Here is a 24,165-nt window from a genome sequence, read left to right as displayed (position 1 = left end):
CATGCCTTATCGAAAATCCTCGATCGGGTTTCTGGAACGGGTTTCGGGTCAGGTTTTCGGGCAAATTTTGGGACGAGTTTTCGGGCAAATTTTCGGGCTGCGGCGGCGCTTCGTGTCGAGCCTGCTGATCGGGTTTTGGGTGGTGCTGGTGATGGGGGCAGTGGCGCAGGTATCGGAGGCGCAGACCAGCGTCACGCGCGGCACCATTACAGAAGTGCTGGACGGCAATCAGGTGTTTATTCAAAATCGGCAGGCGCGGGTCAACGATGTGGCCAACCGAGGGCAGCAGGTGCGGACGGGTCGGGCCCGTGCCCAGGTCAATTTTAATACTGGGGCTGTGGCGCGGCTGTCCAATAACTCGGTGCTGACGGTGGGGCAATGCGCTCAGCTTCAGCGTGGTGTGCTGCTGGTGAATGGCGCGGTAAACGGCTGTACGTCGTCTGTAACGGCGGGGGTGCGCGGCACGACCTACATTCTGGAGGTGGACGACGACGGGCGAGAGGAAATCAAGGTGCTGGAAGGTGAGGTCGTGGTGACGAAGAACGAGGCTGGCTTTATAGAACCCAGTTCCCTGATGGAGCGACTAGAAGGGCGATCGCGCTTTCGGCGAGGCACTAAACAGCTTTCGCTGCCTCGCAGACCCAGCCTGGGGATTCCGTCCACCCGGCCCAGCCCTAGCCCCTCGCCCAGTCCCTTGCCCAGTCCGTTGCCCAGTCCGGTTACAGAGTCAGCCGATCCAGAGAATACGGTTGTGCTGTCGGCGGGGCAAAAGGTCGCCACGCGGCGCGGCTCGCCCCTGGGCCCGGTCGAAGACATCACGCTAGAAGAAATTAACGCCATTCTGTCGGGCAGCCTGTTCAACGGCTATTTGCAATCGCTGCCGGGGTACGCTGCGATTCAGAGTACGCTTCAGCGGATCTATCCAGGGCTGTCGCTGCCAGGAGTGCCGGGGCTGCCTGTGCCGGGGCTGCGGATACCGTTTTTCTAAGTCTGGTTTTCTAGGTCTGGGCTGCAACGAGCGCTTTGAGTTCGTGCAGGGTGCGGATGTGATGGGTCGCAAGATTGGTGGGGGCCACGCCAGGACGGAGGATTTGCACTGTGGGGATGCCAAGGCGATCGCCCGCGGCCAGTTCCGAGTCAGGATTGTCCCCTACCACCAGCGCCTCAGCAGGGCAGAACTGATGGGCGTTTAGGATGGCTTGAAAAATGTCCTGCTTGCTAGTGCGGTTGGGGTCATCAACTGCATCGATGTAGATCCCGGTAAACCACTGCTCGAAAGGCTGCTCCATGCTCAGCGCCTTAATCTTGCTGTCCTGAAGCGGGCGAAAGCCCGACGTAACCAGAAACAGCATCGGCAGTGGGTCACCCCGCAGTTCTGCTAGGACGTGCAGATCGCCGTAGCCCCGCATCGGCGTGCTAACGCGAGTTTGCGAAATCACGGCCTGCCCCGCCGCCAGCATCTCGTCTGAGAAGTCGTGTTTTTTGGCCACAAAGTCGAGCGCATGATACCAGCAGTCGCCCAGCGCGGCTTCCAGAACGTCGTCGGGCAAGGTTCCCTGATTGGCTTGCCGAATTGCGTCAAATACAGGCTCTAGGAGTTCGGCTCCGGGTTCATCAGCCGCACTGAGGCAGTTATCCAGGTCAAAAATGATGGCTTTGATCATGCGGATGATTCTGCTGGGTGTCCTTCGTTTGGCAAATGGCGATCGCACGGCACGAGGCCGCTCTCATTCTACGGTTAAGGGTGATTCACCATGTTTTTCAAACCACTGCGCCGCGTTCGACCCTTGCCCGCGCTGCGTTCCGAAACGACCCCGGCAGACCAAGCACCCCTAGCGCAATCGCCCTGGCAGGTGTTGGGCTATGGGCTAATTGGCCTGTGGGCGGTGACGGGGGCGATCGCCACGGGCGTTGACCTGGGCACGGTGCAGTGGATGGAGCGACAGGCGCAGGTGTTGTTCTTTCGGCTGCGGGGCCAGGTAGAGCCACCTGCCAATATCGTAATTCTGGCGATCGACCAGGAATCGCTGGCGCGGGGAGCAGACGTGCAGGCAGACCCCGACCGCTATCCCGAACTGGCTCCGATTGAGATTTGGCCCTGGCAGCGGGCAGCCTATGCCCAAGTGATCGATCGGCTGCTAGACAACGGAGCGCGGGCGGTGTCTGTCGATCTGGTGCTGACCGATCCCAGCCTGTATGGTCCAGCGGACGATCGCCAGCTTGCGGCGGTGCTCCGGCGGCATCCGGGGCGGGCGGTGCTGGCGGCAAACTATGAGGTGTTTGGCACGCCCGACGGCGGCGAACAGAGCCAGATCGTGATGCCCAATCCCGACTTTGGTGCGGCGATGACGCAAATTGGGCTGATTAACTTTTTGCGCGATGCCGACAAGCGGGTGTACCAGTTGTCAGACAATCTGATTGCCGAAGTGCTGCAACCCCAGGGCATAGGCGAGGGGCTGGATTCCTTTGCGGTGGCGACGCTGCGGGCGGCCCAGCTTGAAATTCCGGCGGTGACCACGGGCGACATTTTCTACTACGGGCCGCCGACGACGTTTCGGCGGGTTCCCTTCTGGCATGTCCTCGACCCCACAAACTGGGCCGTTCACCAGCGCCAGGGGACGTTTCAGGATGCAATTGTGCTAATTGGGCCGCTGTCCAACGATGTCGGCAATGACTTTATTCCCACGCCCTTTTCGGAAACGATGCCGGGGGTGGAAATTCACGCCAATGCCATCGCCACGCTGATGCAAGACCGCGTGATTCAGAGTGCCTTGCCGACGGCGCAGGAGCGGGGCTGGTTTGTGCTGGCGCTGGTGGGGGGCGGCGGGCTGGCGCTCATGGCGCTGATTCGGCAGCCCGTGATGCAGATGAGTCTGGCGGTGGGGGCGATCGCCCTCTGGGGCACGATCGGCTACCTCAGCTTCACCGCAGGACAGCAGATCTGGCCCGTAGCCGTGCCCTGCTTGGGCCTCTTCCTCAGCGGCGCAACCTGCCTCACCACGGGCACGATCCATACCCAGCTTGAGCGTCGTCGCCTGCGAACCACCCTAGAGCGCTACGTCGCCGCGCCCATCGTGCAGGAAATTTTGACACACCATTCCAGCGATTTTCAGTCCCTCCTGAAAGGGCGGCGGGTGCAGGCGGCGGTGATGTTTTGCGACATTCGCAGCTTCACCACGCTCTCGCTGGAGCTAGAGCCAGAAGCATTGCTTGAGCAGCTTAACGAATACCTGAATGCAATGGTGGAGGCAATCCTGGCAGCAGGTGGCACGATTGACAAGTTCATCGGCGACGCGATTATGGCGGAGTTTGGCTCGCCCATTTCCCACGGTGCAGAAACCGATGCGCTGAACGCGATTCGGGCGGCGCTGGCGATGCGGCGATCGCTCTCCGTTCTGCAAGCCGAGTGGCAGCGGGCAGGCAAACCGATCCTGTTCAACGGCGTGGGGATCAACTTTGGCGAGGCGATCGCTGGAGACATCGGCTCCATCCGCCGCCGCGAATTTGCCCTGATTGGCGATGCCGTGAACATTGCCAGCCGCGTCGAAGCCCTCACCCGCAACTTCTGGACTGACATCCTGATCACCGACTCCCTCTACGCCCTGGTGCAAGATCAGGTGGAAGTCGTTCCCATTGGCGCACAGGAACTCAAAGGGCGCAAAGACGAAAAGGTAATGCTCTACAGCCTCGTCGGCTTCAAAGGCGACGACCCAACGCTGTATCACACCGTCCACGAACGGCTGCGGGCGTTCAAAGGGTTTGAGGAGATGCGGAGTTAAGGGGGGGAAGGGATGATGAGATGATGGAACGAAAGCCAAAAAACGAAGAACGAAGAACGAAAACCAAAAAACGAAAACCCATTCTTCCCTCTTCGTTCTTCCCTCTTCCCTCTTCGTTCTTCCCTCTTCCCTCTTCGTTCTTCCCCAATGCCATCTATAAACCTCCGCCCCAAAGATTTCCTCCGCTGGGCCATTTTCGGCGGGGCGCTGTTCTTTTTGGCGCAGGCGGTGCGGCGACACTGGGCAGAGGTCGCGCAGATTCGGATCGAGGGGGCGGGCTGGAGGCTGCTGGCGATCGCCCTGCTGATCACCCTCATCGCCCATCTCTGGACGGGTTGGGTCTGGGGCTGGATTTTGGGCGATTTGGCTCAGCCCGTTCCGGCGCTCTGGGCCACGCGCACCTACCTGAAAACCAACATTGCCAAGTATCTGCCGGGAAACGTCTGGCATCTCTATGGGCGGGTGGTCGCGTCGCAGAAGCGCGGCATTTCCCTGGGTGCGGCGACCCTCAGCGTGCTGCTGGAACCGCTGCTGATGGCGGCGGCGGCCCTGATGCTGGGGCTAGTGGGAATTCGGCAGGCAAACTGGAGCGTGCAGGCGCTGAGTCTGGTCATCGTGCTGGCAGGCGTGCATCCCCGCGTGCTAAATCCAGTGCTGTCCGTGCTGCGGCGGCTCAAGGGCAGGGGCAAAAAGACGGCTGATGCCGCCGCAGATTTGGCAGATTCCGCGCCGTCTTCTGCGCCGTCTTCTGTGCCATCTGAGGCTAAACCCTGGCAGCTCAAGCGCTATCCCCTGCGGCCGCTGCTGGGAGAACTCCTGTTTGTGGCGCTGCGGGGGCTGGGGTTCGTGGCGATCGCCCTGGCCTTGCAGCCCGTTGCGCCGGCCCAATGGCTGCCGCTGATCAGCGGGTTCAGCTTTGCGTGGCTGCTGGGACTGGTGATTCCTGGCGCACCGGGCGGCATTGGCGTGTTCGAGGCAACGGCGATTGCCCTCCTGGGCAACCAGCTTGCGCCCGCCATTCTGCTCAGCGTTGTCGCCCTCTATCGGCTGATCAGCACGCTGGCAGAGGCCATCGGCGCGGCGCTGGCATGGCGAGAACTGGGAGTCCAGCGTCCACACTAGCAGGGCAACCCACACGGGCGATCGCTTGGTAATCATCTTTCAACCCCAGCAGCAGCCAGAATTGTTTCGCCAAGACAACTGGATGCAAGCGGGAGCGTGCTATGGGCAGCGGCGACCCTGTGCATCCAGCACCACGCACCGACCGTTGTTCACGCTGATGCGGCTATTGGCACCCGCCGTGTCATAGATGGGAACAACGGGCGTAAAGTAAGGCTCATCCTCGATCGGCGTGGCGGAAAGTGGCTCTTCGTTGAGCAACAAGTCCGGGTCGCGGCCCGTCGGAGTCGTGCTACCGCCATTACTGCCAGGATTGTTAAGAGAGGGCGGACGAGACATCGGACTGACTGGATAGGGCGCAGCAGCCGGAGGACGAGTCGAGTTGCCACACAGTCGATTCAGATCCAGCACTTGCCCGCTGCTGGTTTCCATATAGCAAGACAGGTCGCGGTTATCAAGCGGATTGCTGAGGGTGGCTTGCGGAAGAAGGGCGATCGCCCCAGCACCAGACAGCACCAACAGGATGTATTTCAGCATAGGAGTTTGCTCAGAATTTACTCACGATGAAATTGCAGTCACGTTCTCAAAAATCCGGTCAAACAATCGTCAAAATAAGTAGATGGATCAGATTAAAAAACAGATCCTGAACCCTGCGCCGCCCGCGCAGCCGGCGGCGCAGGATCTTTGGGGTTTATGTTTATTAATGTCTACCTACTTAATCTACGGAAATCGCCAGTCCAAAATCCAAAATCGCCAATCCAAAATCCAAAATCACCCTCACAGCACCTCACAGCAATAGTTGCGTAAGCGCCTTAAGCGAAATCCCCACGCCCAGCAGCGTAATGCCCGCCGCGCTAACCAAGGGTAAGATATGCGTCCACCGCTGGGGCGTAGGCACTCGCCAAAACCAGTGCTTGGCCCGCACCAGCAGCAGCCCCAACCCCGTCAGCACGCCTGCCAGCCCCAGGCTAAAAGCCAGCACCAGCACTAGCCCAAACCCAGTTTTACCCAGGGCGATCGCGCTCAGCAGCAGCACCAGCGCCGCCGGACAGGGCACCAGCCCTCCCGAAACGCCAAGCGCTACCAGACTGCGCCAAGTCACAGGTTCACCATCCGCTCCGGGCGGCAGATGAGAATGCCCCTGAGAGTGTTCATGAGAATGTCCGCGGGAGTGTTCATGAGAATGTCCGCGGGAGTGTTCATGAGAATGTCCGCGGGAGTGTTCATGAGAATGCTCCTGGGAGTATTTATGGGAATGCCTCTGGGAATGTCCGTGGGAGTATTCATGAGAATGCTCACGGGAATGCTTGTGAGAGGACTCCTGCGAATGCTCATGAGAAGGCTGGCAAACAGGCTCATTCGGGTACTCAAGACTATCCTCGCGAGAAGATTTATGGAAATTCTCATACGGATGTCTATGAGAATGTTCATGGGAATTTCCATAGGCATGGCTATTAGGATGCTTATGAGAATCTCCTCGATCGTCCTGAGAAGCACAGTGGGAATGTTCAGGAGAACGGCTATGGGGAAGCCCACGCGGATTTTTTTGCAGCCTGTAGGAATCGTGAGCACGAACCAGGGCAGGCACATGAACCAAATTCTGTGAATGATAATGATCTTCTGAATACACTTGATTAGGCTCGGCAGACTTATGAGATTTATGAGGCTGAGGATGTGAATGGAAATGACTGCTAGACGGTGATTTGGAACTCAAGCTGGAATGCAGATTATGATGTACTAGGTCATGCTGATGCGAATCGGGTTTTGAACGTAGCCGACGATGCAGCAGATTCAGACCAATCCCAACCACCATCGCGCCCGATGCCAGACTTAGCCAGGGATAAAGCTGCTCTGGAAGCACGTACTGAGCCGCGAACAGCGTCGCTAGCCCCAGCGCAAACACGCCGAGGGTATGGGTGATGGTGGTCGTCAGCGCTAGGAATACTGCATGTTTGGGCGTGGCGCGTTCGCCTACCAGATAAGCGCCGACGATCGTTTTGCCGTGCCCTGGCGACATGGAGTGAATCGCGCCCCAGAGAAACGCTCCGGCGATCGCCAGCAGCAGTTCCCCTGTGCCGAGTCCGGGCAGTCCTGGCGCAAGGGCCAGGGTTTGTTGCCTTGGGGTAAACAGAAACGTCCGCAGCCGCCCGTTTTGTAGAATTGTGGTCAGGCAGCTTGCCGTGGGCACATCGGGCAGGAACAGGCCGTAGTGAATTTGCACCCCCTGAACAGGCTGGGGCCAGGCAAAGGTAAGGCGTAGCGTGCTGTGGGTGGTGTTTGGCGCGAGGCGGACGCTGTTAGGCAAAGGTGCATTGGCTTCCAGCGGTTCCAGGGTGAGCGTACCGGGGCGGCGATCGCCATCCAGCATCCGAATCTGGCTGCCCAAAAACGCCTGTAGCGTGGTGGCATGGTCGCGCACTTCCTGGGGAGAGAGTTGACCGTTGCGATCGCCATCGGCAAACGCCGTTAGCCCGGTTGGATAGGTGAGCATCATTTCCACAGTGGATTCTGCCACGCGCACTTCCGCAACGGACAAATCTGCCCAGTGGGCCTGCCCAGGAGCCGCCAGTCCCAGCCACAGCATCACTGTGACGACTCCAGAGAACAACGCCCAGTATCGAGAGCGACCTGGTTTACGCATGAGTTTATCCATAGATCAATGCATGAATCCATGCAGTAGAAGAGAATAGAACTGATCCGCAAATACAAACGATGAATGTCATTTCGCTAGCCGCCCAAGCCTATGCCTAGACCAGCGGCATGACGTGCGTTTTGATCAAATTGGGGATCGATCTCAAGCATTTGCTGGCGATAGGCGGCGGCCTGCGCTGGGTTGCCCAGGGCTTCCTCGATTTGGGCGGCGCGATCGCACAGGGCTGCATCACGAGTGCCCAGGGCGATCGCCGCTTGAACCACCTCCCTAGCCTCCTGCCAGCGCCCCATCTGTGCCAGCGCCCAGGCGTAGGTATCGAGCGTGTCTGCGTCGCGCCGCTGCTTGACCTCCGCTTCCATCAGCGCCAGCGCCTCGGCGGTGTCTTCTGGGCGGCCCCGCTCCAGCAGCAATCGCGCCAGGTCACGCCGATGCCCAAAGCCAAAGGCGCTAGAATCCGCCGATGTCTCTGCCAGCGTTTGCCGCAGTTGCAGTTCGGCGTTTGCCCAGTGGATTTCTGCCTGGGCGGGCTGGTGTTGCAGGGGCTTCAGTCGGGCCTGTCCCCGCTGCACCAGCGGTTCGTAAACTGTCGCGGCGCTGCCCATGTCCTCGACCTGGCGATAGTATTGTGCCGCCAGCCCATAGCGCCCCTGCCGCAGCGCCAACTGGGCCAGGTTCAGGCGGGCGGGCAGGTAACTCGGCAAAATTCGCAGCGCCTCATGATACAGACCCCGCGCCAAATCAAGCTGTCCCCGTTCGTAATAGAACCGGCCGAGCAGCGTGCGCGTGCGGGCGGCACTGCCGAGATCGCCTGCTTCCTCAACCTCTAGGGCGTATTGGAAACTTTGCAATGCGCCCTCATCGTCTCCTTGGGCTGCCCGCACTAGCGCTTGTTGGGTAAAGGCGGCTGGACTCAGGGTTTGATCAACGAGGCGATCGCCCGCCTCAGCCGCTGCTACCAGGTTGCCTCTTGCCAGATGCACCGCTGCCTGGACGCTCAGCGCCTCTTTCGACCCATCCAGTTGTACTGCCAGCGCCAGTGCTTGATCAAAGTCGTGCCGTGCCTCTGCCACCCGTGCCAACACGGCGATCGCCTCTGGGTGTTCTGGCATGGACCTTAGCGCCTCCTGCGCCGTCTGGTCTGCCAGCAGATACCAGTGGCTTTGCCCTGTCAGCCGCGCCATTTTCAAATAGCCCAGCGCCAGCGCCGACTGCTCCAGTCCTTGCGCTACGCTCTGGGCAGGCATCTGCCGGACGCGCTCCTGAAAATGGGCAATTTCCTGCTCTAGTCGTGCCGTTGCGCTGCCGGAGGTGCTAACGAAAAACGGGTAGCGGTAGGGGGCATCGAGATGGCGAGAAGGGCGATCGCCCAGTCGATTTAGTGCCGGCCCGCCTGCCTGCGTGAACCACAGCACGGCACTGGTGGCCGACAATCCCACCGCCGCCAGCAGCCATCCCCGCCTGCTGGAACTCAAACTATTCAGCGTGTTCATGACAATTCCTTTAGCTTGAAAAGCTGCCCTGGTTTAGGCACTAACAGACTTGAGACAGCAAACTTACTGCCCTCATCCCCCAACCCCTTCTCCCAAGCGGGGAGAAGGGGAGCTAGATATGGGGTTGAAGTCCCTCGCCCGCTCTGGGAGAGGGATTTAAGGTGAGGGCTGAAATTGCTGCGTGAAGTATATTAGTGCCCTGGTTCAGGGGTTGGGGAATCTTGCCCGGTGAGAACAGGAATCGAAGCCTATCAGGAGAAACACCTTAACTCCCTGATCTGGCGCTGAGAGAGAAACTCTCACCCTCACCCCTAACCTCTACAGGACTGATCGCAACTGCGTCAGTCCTACCCTAATTGGGTGGTGCTAAATAGGGGAAAGTGGTCGCCAGCGGCTGATGCCCCTGCGCCGGATTGCCGGGTGTGCCGTTGTAGGAAACATTGTCGGTGGTAATAGCCCCGTTGGTTACGATGTTTAGCGACGCATCTACCACGTCATCCAGCAGCCGCCGGCCTGCTGCCGGGGAACCCAGCGCATTGAACTTGTTGCCATAGCCGCTGGGGACCGTGGTGTCAATCCGCATTACGTCTGGCAGCAGCGCCCGCACCAGCGCGTTTGCCCGCGTGTCGTTGTTGCCCACCAGTTTCAGAACGGCTGTGATGTTGTTTCGAATTACGGTGCTGTCGGATGAGTTAAACCGGGCAGGCTGCGTCCGGTTATAGGTTTCGTAGATGGTTTGGGAGCCAGTGGTCAGCAGTTCGTTGATGCCGGGCCGGGCAATCTGCTCCACCTGGGTAAATTGACCTGTGCGGGGGTCGCGGATGTTGATCGTGCCCCAGAGGTCGAAGGTGTTGACCGCTCTGCCGCCTGCTAGGAGCTGCTGCGGCACCCGCACGACGATAGTGTTGACGTTGTACCCTTTGGTAAAGTCGAGGGCGGTGTCGGGCGAACGGAAGCTCGCTGCTGGGCCAAAGCCTGCGACCGCCGCCCGCACGCGGAAGTAGGCCTCCACGTCAAAAAAGAAGGGATCTTCGCGCAACCCCGCAAAAACCGTGAGATTAGCGCCCCGCACCCGCACGGTATTGAGCCGAGGGGCCGCATCGGTGATGGACGTGGTGAGAATGCGGCCGCCGCTGGTGGTGGTATTGGTGCTGCTGGTCTGCCCGCTGCTGTCGATGGTGGTCAGGGTGACGACCTGGCGATTGCCTTTATTGGGAGGCGAGAAGGTGAACCGCAGCGTCAGATCGGGCTGAGGTACGGGGGCATTGTTGACATTGGCAACTCGCGCAATCTTGATGTCGTACTGAGCGTTGCTGCTGAAGTAGTATTGCTGGCGAGCGAGCGATCGCGGGTTCGTGTTTAGCACCAAGATCAGGTCGCCCGCACGGGCCGCCGTGTTTTGGTCAATTTCCCGAAAGACGTAGAGATCGGTCAGGCTGAGGGCGCGGCTGCGAACGTCGATATCGCCGTCATCGTGGTCAGAGGCCTGTAGCGGTGCAGGCTGCAAGCCACTCGTCAGACCCAGTGCGGTGATCGAAAGGCAGCCTGCGAGAGTGCTGAGGGCGATCGCCCGCCTTAGCCCAGATCGGCGGGGGATAAGCCGCTGTAAGAAAGTACAAACTGCGATCTCGGAGGGGGGTTCCATAGTTTAATTGACTCCTAATGTGCCTAGAGCAAGGCTTATAAAAACGCCTATCCGGGGAAGGGGGTTGGCGCTCTAGACACAAATACGGAGGTCAAATCAGAATGGATCTCACGAACCAAAATTTCCTGATTTTTAGAATGCCATTTAGAATCTCACCGTCAGGCAACGTTTGCAGAAACGTTCGCAGCCTTCAGCATGTGATAAGTAATCAGCAGTTGAGTAATGGCGAGTGGATAGCTTTGCAGCGTCTCTCCAGTGGTGCCAATCAGCTTGCCAATTCCAGGATTGCCCTCCAGACTGCAAAACTGACCCAAGTAGGGCACCTCCTGGCACAGGCTGCGCTCCAGATCTCGCACCTGCTCTGCTGTAGCGTGGGCATCGATCTCCATTACGTCCACAGGCTTGCCCATGTCGCGGTCTAGCCCCAGCCGCACCGCACCGCCTGCATGTTCTCCGTCGCCAATAATGCTGCTGAAATCTGGATGGGGAATCGTGGGACGCAGCACCAGCCGCACCGCCAGCAGCAGTTCATCCTGCGTTAAGTTATCGCTGGGCGGATAGAAGCTCACTACGACATCCGCCCACTGCCGCTGCGGCCGAATAAAGGCTTCTGAGTCCGACTCGCGCTGCTGGATTTGCTTGATGACCTGCTCACGGGTATAGCCACGCTTGCGGGTATCGCGGTTTATCTTCCAGGTGTGGCGCAGGTCTTCCGGCGGAGCCAAATAAACTTTAACATCGTAGCTGTCGCGCATTCCTCGCGTGGCATAGCCCAGCAGCCCTTCCACAATTACAAATCGCTTAGGTTTGATATACTCTGGCGGGTCGAAGGTGCCGCTGCTGTGGTTATAAATCGGCTTTAAAATGGGCTGTCCCGTCCGCAGCAGCGAGAGGTGCTGCTGAATAATGTCGAGATAATTGCAGTCGGGATGTAGGGCAGAAATTCCCAGCTCAGCCCGCTGTTTGCGGTCGTAGCGGTGATAGTCGTCGGTGCAGATGACGGTCACATCGTTTTCGCCGAGCACCTGCGCGATGCCGCGAGTCAACGTCGTCTTTCCGGCGGCACTATCGCCAACAATGCCAAGGATGATAGGTCGGTGGGACATGGAGCCTCCTAAAAGCGCAATCACCAGCCCCCACCAACGCTTTGCGCCAGTGACCGAAGCTAGGCGATCGAGTTCACGAATAGCCCCAATTATTAGCGTCTGGGGGACTCAGCGCAAGGCTTCTGCAGAGATAGGTAAGATTTTGCAACGTTCCTCTTGAGAGGTAGCGTGAACGGTAGCAAATGTACAAAATTGCTGTAACCTAGCCGTAACCTAATAGAAAATACCTGCGAAACGTTGATCCCGCAGAGACACTGACCCACAGAAGCGTATTGCATCGTTGCGGATGTTTCCCGGCTGCTCTAGGCCTGTTTTTTACGGCCGCGAGTCGAGGTTGTAGAAGTGGTCTTCGTCTTGGTCGAAGTGCGGGGAGACTTGGTTTTGGCGGCGGTGGTGCTGCGCGTGCTGCTGGTGCGGGGGCCGCGCTTTTTGGGGGTGGCAGCGGGTTCTTCGGACGCGGCAGGTTCGACCTCTGGCAGCGCGGCAGCGGCCTCGGTCACGGCTTTTTTCTGAACGGCGGTGCTGCGGCGGCGGCGAGTTTTGCCTGCAGTGCCCGATTTGTCCTTTTTGGTGGAAGCCAGATAGCGTTTGAGGGAAGAGACGCTGATTTTGATGTTCTTATCGGCTAGCAGCGCAGCAATTTCCTCATGGCTATAGCCACGGTCGAGCGCGGTTGAAATGGAGTCTTGCAGCAGCTCGATGGCTTCCCGCAGAGACCAAACTTCTTTGGGCTTTTCGGGGAGTTGTTCCAGCAGGCTGGTGGCCTGTTCGATGGATTCTTGCTGAACCAGGACAGTGCCGGGAAGGCGTTTTTTGGTGGTAGTCATAGTGGTAAAGGTTGGGTCAATGAGCGAGTGTTTCTGCGGTCAGGCTGAGGGTCAGAGGTGATCAGAATCGATTCGCCGCTCTATTCAGCGGTTCTATTCGTACGCTATTCGTACGCTGTTCTTGGAGTCGGCGATTCCCAATTGAGCAGGTTGCAGTGGGGGTTGCAAAGTGGATAACTTAGTGTATCCAAAAGCGAACAATTTCTATCAATTTTCCTGATCCAATCTTGATTGATTTGCTTTTTGCCGTGTCAACTCCGCCTCTTCTTCACAGTCTCGCTGCTGAGGCAAGGCTATTCCTTTGGCAGGGAACGGGATATTTGAGGGACGCTGTGACCCGTTCGCGCCCGCGTTCAGCAAAACGGTAACAAGGTTATCTCTTTCGCTTTTTGCGTTTTTGCTCGGAGGTTGACGACTTCTGAGTTGGAGCGATATCGGTTGCTCTTAGCGGGGGTGTTTCGGGTTTATCGAGCAGGTAGGCGATGACATTTTCGACAGAACGGTTTGAGGCGGAGTGATTTGCAGGGGGGCGGTTTGCAGGGGCTTCTGCGGGGGGTGTGGGGTCTGGGGGTGAGATCGCAGGTGCGGCGGGGGCGATCGCACGGGCCTGCTGTTTGGGTTTCTGTCCAGCGGGCCTGGAGCGCACGGGCGCAGTCCGAGATGCAGCCGACTGCTTGAGCCGGGTCAGGTAATAGCGCAAAGACGACGGGGAGACGGGAATTCCTGCCTGGTTGAGCAGCGCAGCCACATCTTCCTGGCTATAGCCTTTGTCGAGGGCGGCGAGGATCACGTCTTGCAGCAAGGCGATCGCCTCTCGAATTGACCACTCCTTTGCCGGTTCGGGGGGGGTGTCGGGGAGCGCAGTCAACGCCTGACTCGCCCGCTTGAGCGATCGCCGAGGCACCGCAGCCGGAGAGGTTGCGCTGCTCGAAGACGACTTACGGGTTGACTTGGTTTTTCGAGTCACGCCGAAACCCAGAGACACGGGGGAGAAACTGCCCCTTACGTTAACGCTGAATCCTGAAATTGTGAGAGCTTAAGGGGGGTTATTTGCAATTCTCAATAATGTTGTCGGAATATTTCGAGGTCAGGCATTGCACCGATTCTTGATTGGGACTTACGCAGTTGGACGATTTCTTGCAGGCGTAGCCCGCGAGAAATCGTCCAAAGTCCAGAAAACTTATCGAAAGTGCGTAAGTCCTGTGGATTTGGGATTCTTGATTTTGGATGGGCGATTTTGGACGGGGGTCGGGCATCTGCGGGGCTTCCAGTCATCTCATTCTTAGCGAGACTCAGAAGAATTGATGCTGGAAAGTCTGTGAGGAGTGATTGACCGCCTATAGACAGCCGTCTTGTCATTGTTAAGCCATTAAGCCGTTAAGCCATTAAGCCATTAAGCCGTAGCGTGGAGCGCAAGCAGCGTGATTTGGATTGTGATTGCCAGTGGATTAGCCCTGTACGTTGCCTGGAACCTGGGCGCGAACGATGTGGCGAATTCAATGGGCACGTCGGTTGGATCGGGAGCGGTGTCGCTGCGGCAGGCATTGGCGATCGCCGGAGTGCTGGAGTTTGCAGGAGCAGTGCTGTTTGGGCGGCGAGTGGTGGACACGTTGGCCAGCGACGTGGTCAGTCCAGATCAGTTCACCGATACGCCCCAGGTTTTGGTGCTGGGCATGGTGTCTGTGCTGCTGACTTGCGGGCTGTGGCTTAATCTGGCCACGCGGCTGGGGCTGCCCGTCGCGTCGTCTCATGCCGTTGTGGGGGCGATCGCCGGGTTTGGCTGGGCGGCATCCGGTCTGCATTCCGTGAACGGGTCCCTGCTGGGTCAAATTTCCCTCACTTGGCTGGTCACGCCGCTAATTAGCGGGGCGATCGCCGCTGGGGTTTATACCGTTCTGCGGCGCGGCATCTTGCAGGCTCCGCAGCCGCTCCAGCAGACCTATGAATGGCTACCCTGGCTGAGTTTGGTGCTGGTCAGCGGGTTTGGGCTGATTGTGCTGCCTGGGCTGCAACCTGCCATTTCAGCCCAAATTAACCTACCGCCCCACACGCTGGCGCTGGCCACCGGGGCGATCGCCACTCTGGGCCTTAGCGCGATCGCCGCTCGTCCTGTGGCGTTGTCTGATGCGCCAAATCCTACCGAAGAAAATGGGGAGGGGATTGCCGTCAAGCTGGTCAATCCTGTCGAGCAGATCATGGCGCGATTCCAGTTGATCAGCGCGTGCTTTGTCGCCTTTGCCCACGGCTCAAACGATGTCGGCAATGCGATCGCGCCCTTGGCGACAATTGTCCACCTGACGCAGCCTGCCGGGGATGAGGCAATCCTACCGCTGTGGATTTTGGGGCTGGGGGCGCTGGGCATGGTGGGTGGGCTGGCGGTGTGGGGGGGGCGCGTCATCGCCACCATCGGCGAAGGCATTGTCGCGCTGCGACCCAGCAGCGGCCTCTGTGCAGAACTGGCCACCGCCGCGACCGTGCTGATCGCCTCGCGGGTGGGACTGCCCGTGTCTACGTCCCACGCGCTGGTCGGCGCAGTCGTGGGGATTGGTCTGTCCCAGCGCAACAGCCAGATTCACTGGAGCATGGTGCGTCAGATCGGTCTGGCGTGGGTGGGCACGATTCCGCTTTGTGGCGGACTGGCCGCTGCAATTTTTTGGGGATTAATCAGCCTAACGCATTGATGCAGCTTTTTCACCCTCATTCTAAATCCCGCTCTCAGAGCGGAAGAGGGATTTCGATCCGGCTTCTCGCGTGACGGATCTGACTCCCCTGCTTCTTCAACTACTCACCTTTACTCACCTTGCAACTATTCACCTTGCAACTACTCACCTTGATAAACGTCGGGCAGGTCGTCAAATCCGCCCAGCAGGTAGTCGGGAAACAGGGTCGGCGTGGTGTCGGGGCGATCGCCCTGCGATTCTAGCGGCGTGAGGTCGGTGGGTGGGCGATCGCTGCTCCAGGCCCACCAGGCCGTCCCGCAGGCGCAGTGATAAAATTCCTGCCACTTGCGGCGATGGTCATGGGTAAAGACGGGCGATCGCCGATTAATCCACACTTGCTGCGCTTCGGAGCAGGACAAGCGGCAGCTTGGACAACAAAACTCAACGGCGTGAACTGCCGCCTCTGTCCAGTCGGGCGGCACGAGAGCAAAAGCGTCCATGAGCAGGTGTGGGAAAGGAATATCCCTATCCTATCCGACTCGTCAAGCGGCTGGATTTTCAGTGAACCCACACAGAAATTTTTATCCCTTTCCCCCCGTCTTATGTAAAATCCAAAGCGAGGCCGTCAGCAAGTTGCCCCATTTGGAATTGCGCGACCCACCGTGCGACCCACTGCGCGAGCAGGTCGTCCTATCGATTCTTCAGTTTGTGACCGAGCGGGTGATTGAGCGGGTGGTTTAGCGCAGTCTAGCGCGATGTGCAACTTTCAATCAGCCCTCCTGCTCCAAACTCTCCTCCCCAGTCGGGAGCAGGGGAGCAAGCGAGGCTTGAAGTCTCTCTCCTGCTCTGGGAGAGGGATGCAGGGTGGGGGGAATCGGCAAAGTTGCACATTGCGTCAGTCTAAATAGCTGCCTAAATAGCTGCATGTAGCCGCATGACCATGACGACCCGGATATCTCTCAGAGAGGACAACCTCAAATGTCGATTCTGAACTTAATCTCCTTCATTGGAATTTTCGGGCTGTGTGCAGTCGCGTGGCTGTTTTCCGAAAACCGCAATCCCAAATATTTCCCCTGGCGAGTGGTCATCTGGGGCATCTTGCTTCAGTTGATTCTAGGCTTTTTGGTGTTTGCCTTTCCGATTACGCAGCTTTTTCTGCAATGGTTTACCGATTTGCTGAACGTGATTTTTGACGCAGCCGACGCAGGCGCACGGTTTGTGTTTGGCAATCGGTTCGTGCCGCTGCCAGGTCAGGAGCCGCTGGTGCTGTCGCCCCTGCCTGCATCGGGCACCTGTGCGCCAGCGCAGCCGGGAGAGGTGCTGCCGGGGCTGTGTGGCATTCAGTTGGGGTATATTTTTGCGTTTCGAGCGCTGCCAGCGGTCATTTTCTTTTCGGGGCTGATGGCACTGCTCTATAACCTGGGGATCATCCAGGTTGTTACGAACTTTTTTGCTCGGATTTTCTATCGCGCGATGCGGCTGAGCGGGGCAGAATCCCTGAGCGGCGCGGCGAATATTTTTGTGGGCATTGAGGCGGCGATCGTGGTGAAGCCGTTTCTGGCCAGCATGACCCGCAGCGAGCTACTGGCGATTCTGGCCTGCTGCTTTGGCACGGCGGCCTCGTCTACGCTGGCCATTTACGTGAGCTTCCTGAAGCCTGTGTTTCCCAATATCCTGGGGCATCTGGTGTCAGCCTCGGTGATGGCGATTCCGGCATGTTTTGTGCTGTCGAAGATTTTGCTGCCGGAAAGGACCGTGCCCGTGACCGCAGGCGGCATCCCCGATGAGCGATCGCTCGATCAGGCGCTGAACGAAGAAGTGGAAGACTTTGAAGCAGGCGTGGCGCGGACGGAACCCGTGCATCAAGAAACCGTCGCGGGGGAACCGATTGAGCGGGTCAGTCCGCTGGATGCCGCCATTGTGGGCGCACTAGACGGGGTGAAAATGGCCGTGGCGATCGCCGCTGTGCTGATTCTGATCCTGGGTTTGGTGTATCTAGTCAACCAATTTTTTGGGGCATTGGCCAGTATTCCTGGCCCCATTGGCAACGTCTTTCAGGTGATTACGCTGCAAAACATCCTGGGGGCGCTGTTTTTGCCGCTGACAGTGCTAACGGGCGTATCGCTCGACTGGAGCGAACTCTGGGCTTCGTCGGTGATTATCGGTCGTCGCCTGTTTGAGACAGCGATTCCGCCCTACCAATCGCTGGCGGCTGCTTCGCGGGATGGCGTGTTGAGCGATCGCGCTTTGTTAATCGTCAGCTATGCCCTCTCTGGCTTCGCGCACCTGGCCTCGGTCGGCATCTTTGTCGGCGGCACCACAGCGCTGATTCCCTCTCGCCGCAAAGACATTTCCGAACTGGGCTGGAAGGCGCTGTTTGTGGGCACGCTGGCCACCATGATGATTGCCTGCGTGGCGGGCGTATTCGACACGGGCAACCCTAGCATCCTGGGCACACCCGACGAACCCGCGCCGCAGGCTACCCCCGCCAGCCCTGCCGCACCCAGTCCGGCGGCTCCCGCGCAGACCATCCCTGCGCCCCTTCCTGCTAGCCCCTCACCAACCACGCCCTAAAAGAACAGGACTTCCGCACTTGCGATAAGTGTTCTGGGTTTTTGGGAAGCTTTGACTTGATTTCCAGCCAAGCGGAGGCCAAGTCACAGGTTTTACGTCAGATATTTTGCCCACTGGCTTACGATTTCCGGCGAGCCGTACCAGAGCCGCCCCGGTCGCGGCGAATGAACGACATCCGGCAGGGTAATATTTTCCGCGCCTTCCAGGTGGGCTGCTTCGATGGGCGTAATGCCGTCGCCCCAGCAGCCGCCCACGCCGCAGGTCATTTCGTAGCTGCTGTGGGCAAACCAGGTTCCTGGTCGCCGCTGCCCATACACGGCCTTGCCCGCCACGCAGACATAGCGCACCTGCGGATAGAACGCGCCGGGATAGTGCGTTTTCACAAAGTCCAGGTTGCGCCGTGTCCAGCGCTCCCGGCTGATGTGGGGCGTGCCCAGCGTCACCAGTGTTGCCACCGAGGGATGCGCTTTCCAGAGGCAGGTCTTGCCCGCATCGCTGGGATGAATCTGGTACGGCACATCACCCAGATAGATCCGGGCAATCCATCCGCCTGCGGAATGACCAACCAAATTGAGGCGATCGCCCCCCGTTTCGGCCTGCACCAAGCGCACCGTCGTATCCAGCTTTTCCAAAATTGGAGTCATCGAGCGGCCGCCCAGCGTTGGCACCCAGTCTCGTCGCCGCAGGGGAACGGTCTTGGCCCAAATGCCCAGCCCTTCGAGCGCCCGTTCCATCTCCCGATAGGGCGCAGCATCGGCAAAGTACCCCGGCAAAATGACCGTCGGCAAACTCATCCCCGGTTCCCCGCGCTCAACCAGTCCAGCACCAGCCGATTCACCGTGTCGGGGCACTCGTCGTGGGGACAGTGGCCGGCCCCCGCGATAGGCGTGTACTGGACGCGATCGGGTTCGGCGGCCGCCAGTTCTCGGTAGATTTTGGAGCCTGTAATCGGAGTCCAGGGGTCGGCATCGCCCCACAGCACCAGGATGGGCTGATGCACGCGGGGCAGCAGTTCCGTAGGGCTGGGGCCGGGCGGAGCCGTGAGAATTGAGGCGAAGACCTTCTGTGCGCCGGGGTCGCAGGAGGGTTCGTAGATCAGTTCCACCAGTTCATCGGTGATGGCGGTGTGGTCGCGGTAGACTTGCATCAGAGTGCGGCGGATGCGCGGCTTTTTGCGGACTTGCTCAAACAAAAACGGCCCCACTAGTTCCGAACTCACCAGTTGGGTAAACACGCCCATCACTAGCCGCAGCAGTGGGTTTAGCTCCTCTGGGCGATGGTTTAGCCCGCCCGCTGCATTGAGCAAAACGACGCGCTGTACTAGATCGGGATAGTCGGCGGCCATCATCAGGCTAAGCAATGCGCCGATGGAGTTGCCGACAAACACAGCCGGTGCGCCAATGTGGGCGGCCCAGAAGTCTTTGAGCAGGGCTTGCCAGAGTTCCAAACTGTAGGCGATCGCCGGCTTACTCGATCCGCCAAAGCCTAGCAGATCCAGCGCAAACACGCGATAGCCCGCCGCCGCCAGCACGGGGATATTGTTGCGCCAGTGCCCAATTGCTGCGCCAAAGCCATGAATCAGCACCATCGGCTGACCCGCGCCCTGCACAGTGTAGCGGATAGTGTGGCCCTGCCAGTCCCAGTTGAGCCGTTCGAGGGGTTGGGGTGCGGTGAGTTGAGAAGTCACAGATAAGAGGCTACGGAGAATATTGAAGTTTTCTTAACTTCTTCTATCATAAAGGCTTTATCGCCTAGCCCGTGTCCTCACCCGCTTCTGCAACCTTCCCTCTTCTTTTTTCCTTCTTCCCTCTTCTTTTTTCCTTCTTCCCTCTTCTTTTTTCCTTCTTCCCTCTTCTTTATTGCCCCGCCCACTTCCTCACCAGCTTCTGCAACTCTACTGCCCAAAAGCCGATCGTGCTGACCCCCACGCAGGCCCACAACTCAACGCCTGTGAGCGGCTGAGTTTCAAACCAGCGCTGGAGGACTGGCAGCGTCATCACTAGCATTTGTAGCCCAAAGGTGAGCAGCACCGCGCCCAGCATTGGCTTGTTGCTGAGCAGCCCAATTCGCGCTAGCAGGCGCTGTTCCGACCGCATCGCCAGGGCCAGCCAGATCCGAGAAAACGCCAGCGTCGCAAACACCATTGTTTGCCAGTTGGGGCGGCCCGTAGACCAGGCCCAATAGCCAAAGCCGAGGAAGGTAATGCCCATGAGGATGCCGATCCACACAATATCGCGCCCCACGCCCCGACTAAATACACTTTCGCCCGGCGGATAGGGCGGACGCTGCATCACGTTTTTCTCGGCAGGTTCCACGCTCAACGCCAGGGCCAGCAGCCCGTCTGCCAGCAGGTTGATCCAGAGAATCTGAATGGGTCGCAGGGGCAGGGGCATGGCAATCAGCGGAGCCAGCAGCATCAGCACCACGCCGCTGACATTGCCCGTCAGGTTGTAGCGGATGAACTTGCGGATGTTGTCGTAGATGACGCGCCCCTCTTCGACCGCTGCGACGATGGTGGAAAAGTTGTCATTCAGCAGCACCATGTCTGCCGCTTCTTTGGCGACATCGGTGCCCGTAATGCCCATTGCCACGCCGATGTCTGCCTTGCGCAGGGCCGGCGCATCGTTTACCCCGTCGCCCGTCATGGAGACAATTTCGCCGCGATTTTTCAGGGCTTCCACAATCTTTAGCTTTTGCTGGGGCGAGACGCGGGCATAGACCGACACCTCGCCCACCTGCTGCTCTAGTTCCTCCGTGGAAAGCTGGTTAAGCTGCTGCCCGGTCAGGTATTTGTCGTTGGTGGCAATTTCCAGATCGCGGGCGATGGTGCGGGCCATTAGGGGATGGTCGCCTGTGATCATGACCGTGCGGATGCCTGCTGCGTTGCAGGTTTGCACGGCGGTTTTGGCTTCGGGCCGCGCCGGATCGAGCATTCCCACTAGCCCCACCATCACCAAGTCTTGCTCGACTTCTAGTTCTCGACCCGGAGGCGGCAGTTCGTCTAGCAAGCGAAAGGCCACACCGAGGACGCGAGTGCCCATGCTGGCCAGCCGGTCGTTATCTTGCAAAATGCGATCGCGCATGTTGGCATCAAGCGGCTTTTGCCCGTTGTCCCAAATGCGGGTAGACACCTCTAGCATTCCGTCGATCGCCCCTTTGGTGAAGGCAATGTAGGGCGCATTGGGCAGCTTGACCAGGCTCAGCACCAGCTTGCCCACATTGGAAGACTCCCACCCCTGGCGATCGCCCCACTGGTGGATCGTCGTCATCCGTTTGCGGTCGGAGTCGAACGGTGCTTCGGCAACGCGAGGCAGTAGCACTTCTAGTTCTTCTTTGCTCAGGCCCAGACGATCGGCTGCGACCACCAGGGCGATTTCCGTCGGGTCGCCCAGCGCCTTGTCTTTGCCGTCCTCATCTTCTTTGACCAGCGCGTTGTTGCAGAGGGCACTGCCTCCCAGCGTCAGGGCGATCGGCGCACTCAGCGGCACGCCGTCTCCGGGGCGAAAGATGGACTTGTTGCCATCTAGCCGGGAGGTAATTTCGGCAAAGGATTCGCGCAGTTCCACCTGTTCGCCTGCCAGCGCCAGGATTTTCACCGTCATGCGGTTTTCCGTCAGCGTGCCCGTTTTGTCGGAGCAAATTGTGGTGACGGAGCCGAGGGTTTCCACCGCAGGCAGCTTGCGGATCAGGGCTTGCCGCTTCAGCATCCGCCGCGAGCCGATGGCCAGGGCGATCGTCACCACAGCGGGCAACCCTTCGGGAATAATCGCCACGGCCAGACTGACCGCCGTCAGGAACAGATCTTCTACATTGCCTCCCCGCGCCAGACCAATAGCAAACATGAGGGCCACCAGCGCAAGAGCGGCGATCGCCAGCCGCTTGCCCAGTTGATCGAGGCGCTTTTGCAGGGGCGTTTGCTCCGATTCCACAGACTGGATCGAGTCGGCAATTTTGCCCAGTTCTGTGTCCATGCCCGTCGCAACCACCAGCCCACGCCCGCGTCCGTAGGTGACAACCGTGCCCATGTAGACCATGTTGCGGCGATCGCCCAGCGACAGATCTTGCCCGTCGATCTTGGCCACCTGCTTTTCTACCGACTCCGACTCGCCCGTGAAGGCGGCTTCCTGAGTCCGCAGGTTGGTGCTTTCTAGCAGGCGACAGTCTGCTGGAACCTGGTCACCGTCCTCTAGCTGGACGATGTCGCCCACGACCACTTCTCGCGCCAAGATCTGCTGCCACTCGCCATCGCGCAGCACCCGCGCCTTGGGAACCGCCATTTTTCTCAGCGCTGCAAACTCTTTGCCAGCCCGATATTCCTGCGTAAAGCCCAGCACCGCGTTGAACACCACGATCGCTAGAATCGCCAGCGCGTCTTCAAAATCGCCCAGCAGCGCCGAGGCGATCGCCGCCACAATCAGCACCACCACAGTCGTTGCGGTGATCTGTTCCCACAGCATCCGCAGCACGCTTTTGGGCGGCGGCTCGGCCAGTTCATTTGCGCCATCTTGAGAGAGGCGATCGCTCGCTACAGCCTGACTCAGCCCTTTGCGCGGGTCGGTTCCGATCTGGCTCAGTGCCTCCTGCGGCTCTAGTGCATACCACCGTGTCCCGTCTCCCGTTCCCCTTCGCGTCAGCGCATAGTCCGGTCGATTGCCTCTACTCATAGCAAGCCTGCACCATTTGCCCGATGGGCCTAAAAGTCAATTTCGAGAATTCAAGAACACAGATTTCACAACACAAATTTCACAACAGAAATTTCACAACACAAATTTCACAACACAAAAACCAGGTACGACCGGATACGAAGAATTACGAAGAATCATAGAGAACGGGATCGTCTGACCCGGCCATGCCACGCAGTTTGACAGCCGTACCGTCTGACGCACCGCACTGACCGCTGATAGGAGTTCCCCCAATGGCGCTACGGATGAGATGGCTGAAAGCCCCGCAGATGCCCGACCCGCCATCCAAAATTACCCATCCAAAATCGCAAATCCAAAATCCAAAATCGGCATAACATCCATATCTCATAGCACCAATCAGCATTCATAGCATCAATCGACAGATTGAGAGAGTATTTGACAAATCATGTTCTGAATCGTTGGTGTGAAGGACTGGGCGTGAAGGACTGGGCGTGAAGGACTGGGCGTGAACGAATGGGAGTATTCGGTGAGAAGGGATTCAAACAATTCCTTATTCAAACAATCCCTTAACTGCGTGCAAAGGGTGCAGGAAGCGTGAACCTCATGGGCTGCGCGTAGGTGGGATGCAAAAACGTGAGATGGTGAGCGTGCAGGCAATAGCCACAGTCGCCAGGAACGGGCAGTTTTTCATCAGACGCTTCGGTCGTTTCGGCTTCCATGTCAAAGGTGCGGGGCGTGCCGCCAGGAGCGTAGAGCGGGTCACCCAGCAAGGGATAGCCCACCGCCGCTAGGTGAATGCGAATCTGGTGGGGGCGGCCGGTGAGGATGGTCATCTCGACGAGGGTGCGATCGCCCTGCCGCTGCAAAACCTGTCCTTCGCTGTAGGCAGGCAAACCGTTAGGCGCAGCACCATACACGTAGCCGAGAACCGGATGGGACAACTTGCCGATGGGCTGAGTAATGGTAAAGCGATCAGGCAGATCGCTAGGGCCGACTAGCGCAAGATAGGTTTTTCGTAAGGGGCGATCGCCCAGATTCTCAGATTGGAGAATATCCGGGGTATACCAACCAGAATTCAGGTGTGAACGCCGGGGCGAACCAGAGGGAGAACTGGAGGGCGAACCGGGAGGAGAACTAGAGGGCGAACATAAATCCGCAATGAACTGTAACAAGATCTCTGCCTGTCGCGTCTGGTCGCGCATCTGCTGGCTGAGGCGAGATTTTGCGGCGGGCGATCGCCCCAGCAGCACCAAACCAGAAGTCCCCCGTCCCAGACGATGGACGGGCGTTGGCGGGTTCTGCGGGTAGCGCTGCTGCAACTGCCCCAGCAGTGTATGTTGCAAAAAAACGCCCCCCGGCAGCACAGGCAACCCCGACGGCTTCGCCACCACCAGCACGTCCGCATCTTCATGCAAAATGTCAAACGCCAGCGGTACGTCGGGTTCCTGCCATGGGGGACGATGGTATGCAAGCTGCTGCCCCAGGCACAGCACATAGTCTGCCGAAACTGGCTGACCATTCACCAAAACCTGCCCCTGGGCAATGCGGCTTTGCCACTCGTCGCGGCTGGAGTGCGGATAGCGCTGGCTGTAATAATCCAGGAGCGATCGCCCCACGTCGCGCCGCGCCACCTGCTCTCGATAGACCCAGCCCTGGTTCATAAGCTGCG

Annotated in this window: 17 protein-coding genes and 1 pseudogene; 5 read left to right on the top strand and 13 right to left on the bottom strand. The window is 58.9% G+C overall.

From position 1 onward, the window contains the following. Position 1: 1 nt before the first annotated feature. Positions 2 to 988 carry a FecR family protein gene (locus tag HPC62_RS20905; protein WP_172358355.1) on the top strand — a complete coding sequence of 329 codons (987 nt, stop codon included), beginning with the start codon at positions 2 to 4 and terminating at the stop codon, positions 986 to 988. A 10-nt stretch (positions 989 to 998) separates the two neighbouring features. Here HPC62_RS20905 and HPC62_RS20900 read toward each other — a convergent pair whose 3' ends face one another. Then, positions 999 to 1,664: an HAD family hydrolase gene (locus tag HPC62_RS20900; RefSeq protein WP_172358354.1), complete on the bottom strand. Its 666-nt coding sequence runs from the start codon at positions 1,662 to 1,664 to the stop codon at positions 999 to 1,001. A 90-nt stretch (positions 1,665 to 1,754) separates the two neighbouring features. Here HPC62_RS20900 and HPC62_RS20895 point away from each other — a divergent pair, with 90 nt between their 5' ends. Together HPC62_RS20895 and HPC62_RS20890 are read left to right on the top strand one after the other, a co-directional pair. After that, positions 1,755 to 3,779, top strand: a complete 2,025-nt coding sequence (locus tag HPC62_RS20895) for a CHASE2 domain-containing protein (protein WP_172358353.1) — start codon at positions 1,755 to 1,757, stop codon at positions 3,777 to 3,779. Positions 3,780 to 3,926: 147 nt separating this feature from the next. Further along, positions 3,927 to 4,901: a lysylphosphatidylglycerol synthase domain-containing protein gene (locus HPC62_RS20890; protein ID WP_172358352.1), complete on the top strand. Its 975-nt coding sequence runs from the start codon at positions 3,927 to 3,929 to the stop codon at positions 4,899 to 4,901. A 99-nt stretch (positions 4,902 to 5,000) separates the two neighbouring features. On the opposite strand, the gene HPC62_RS20885 is transcribed toward HPC62_RS20890, so the two are convergent. From HPC62_RS20885 to HPC62_RS20850, 7 genes are all read right to left on the bottom strand, one after another. Continuing rightward, entirely contained in the window at positions 5,001 to 5,435 is a 435-nt protein-coding gene (locus HPC62_RS20885) for a hypothetical protein (RefSeq protein WP_172358351.1), read from the bottom strand. A gap of 250 nt (positions 5,436 to 5,685) precedes the next feature. After that, positions 5,686 to 7,539, bottom strand: coding sequence for a nickel/cobalt transporter (locus tag HPC62_RS23240; RefSeq protein ID WP_216655302.1), 1,854 nt, complete (start codon positions 7,537 to 7,539; stop codon positions 5,686 to 5,688). Positions 7,540 to 7,625: 86 nt separating this feature from the next. Next, a complete protein-coding gene (locus tag HPC62_RS20870; RefSeq protein WP_172358350.1) occupies positions 7,626 to 9,041 on the bottom strand; it encodes a tetratricopeptide repeat protein in 1,416 nt (471 codons plus the stop codon). Positions 9,042 to 9,393: 352 nt separating this feature from the next. Further along, complete coding sequence (locus HPC62_RS20865) at positions 9,394 to 10,686, bottom strand: DUF4331 family protein (protein WP_172358349.1); 1,293 nt, start codon at positions 10,684 to 10,686, stop codon at positions 9,394 to 9,396. Positions 10,687 to 10,844: 158 nt separating this feature from the next. Continuing rightward, the gene (locus HPC62_RS20860; protein ID WP_172358348.1) at positions 10,845 to 11,792 is read right to left on the bottom strand and encodes a phosphoribulokinase; all 948 of its coding nucleotides are present in this window, start codon (positions 11,790 to 11,792) and stop codon (positions 10,845 to 10,847) included. 302 nt (positions 11,793 to 12,094) lie between these two features. Next, entirely contained in the window at positions 12,095 to 12,619 is a 525-nt protein-coding gene (locus HPC62_RS20855; RefSeq protein ID WP_172358347.1) for an RNA polymerase sigma factor, read from the bottom strand. 373 nt (positions 12,620 to 12,992) lie between these two features. Continuing rightward, positions 12,993 to 13,586: a hypothetical protein gene (locus tag HPC62_RS20850; RefSeq protein WP_172358346.1), complete on the bottom strand. Its 594-nt coding sequence runs from the start codon at positions 13,584 to 13,586 to the stop codon at positions 12,993 to 12,995. A gap of 454 nt (positions 13,587 to 14,040) precedes the next feature. Between HPC62_RS20850 and HPC62_RS20845 the strand changes: the two genes are divergently transcribed. After that, positions 14,041 to 15,300, top strand: a complete 1,260-nt coding sequence (locus HPC62_RS20845) for an inorganic phosphate transporter (protein WP_172358345.1) — start codon at positions 14,041 to 14,043, stop codon at positions 15,298 to 15,300. Between the two features lie 236 nt (positions 15,301 to 15,536). On the opposite strand, the pseudogene HPC62_RS20840 reads toward HPC62_RS20845, so the two are convergent. After that, positions 15,537 to 15,779: pseudogene (locus HPC62_RS20840) on the bottom strand (hypothetical protein); the annotation flags it as partial. Between the two features lie 478 nt (positions 15,780 to 16,257). Here HPC62_RS20840 and HPC62_RS20835 point away from each other — a divergent pair. Continuing rightward, entirely contained in the window at positions 16,258 to 17,853 is a 1,596-nt protein-coding gene (locus tag HPC62_RS20835; RefSeq protein WP_172358344.1) for a NupC/NupG family nucleoside CNT transporter, read from the top strand. Positions 17,854 to 17,945: 92 nt separating this feature from the next. Here the strand turns inward: HPC62_RS20835 and HPC62_RS20830 are convergent, their stop codons facing one another. The 4 genes from HPC62_RS20830 to HPC62_RS23235 form a co-directional block, all read right to left on the bottom strand. Then, positions 17,946 to 18,647: an esterase/lipase family protein gene (locus HPC62_RS20830; protein WP_172358343.1), complete on the bottom strand. Its 702-nt coding sequence runs from the start codon at positions 18,645 to 18,647 to the stop codon at positions 17,946 to 17,948. Then, positions 18,644 to 19,540 carry an alpha/beta fold hydrolase gene (locus tag HPC62_RS20825; protein ID WP_216655301.1) on the bottom strand — a complete coding sequence of 299 codons (897 nt, stop codon included), beginning with the start codon at positions 19,538 to 19,540 and terminating at the stop codon, positions 18,644 to 18,646. Before HPC62_RS20825 ends, HPC62_RS20830 begins: the two co-directional genes overlap by 4 nt. A gap of 169 nt (positions 19,541 to 19,709) precedes the next feature. After that, positions 19,710 to 22,517 carry a cation-translocating P-type ATPase gene (locus HPC62_RS20820; RefSeq protein WP_172358342.1) on the bottom strand — a complete coding sequence of 936 codons (2,808 nt, stop codon included), beginning with the start codon at positions 22,515 to 22,517 and terminating at the stop codon, positions 19,710 to 19,712. A 545-nt stretch (positions 22,518 to 23,062) separates the two neighbouring features. Further along, a complete protein-coding gene (locus tag HPC62_RS23235; RefSeq protein ID WP_205371053.1) occupies positions 23,063 to 24,157 on the bottom strand; it encodes a pseudouridine synthase in 1,095 nt (364 codons plus the stop codon). Between the last annotated feature and the right edge of the window lie 8 nt (positions 24,158 to 24,165).

The sequence above is a fragment of the Thermoleptolyngbya sichuanensis A183 genome, from assembly GCF_013177315.1.
In the GTDB taxonomy this organism is placed as follows: domain Bacteria; phylum Cyanobacteriota; class Cyanobacteriia; order Elainellales; family Elainellaceae; genus Thermoleptolyngbya; species Thermoleptolyngbya sichuanensis.
This window is presented reverse-complemented; position numbering and strand designations above follow the sequence as displayed.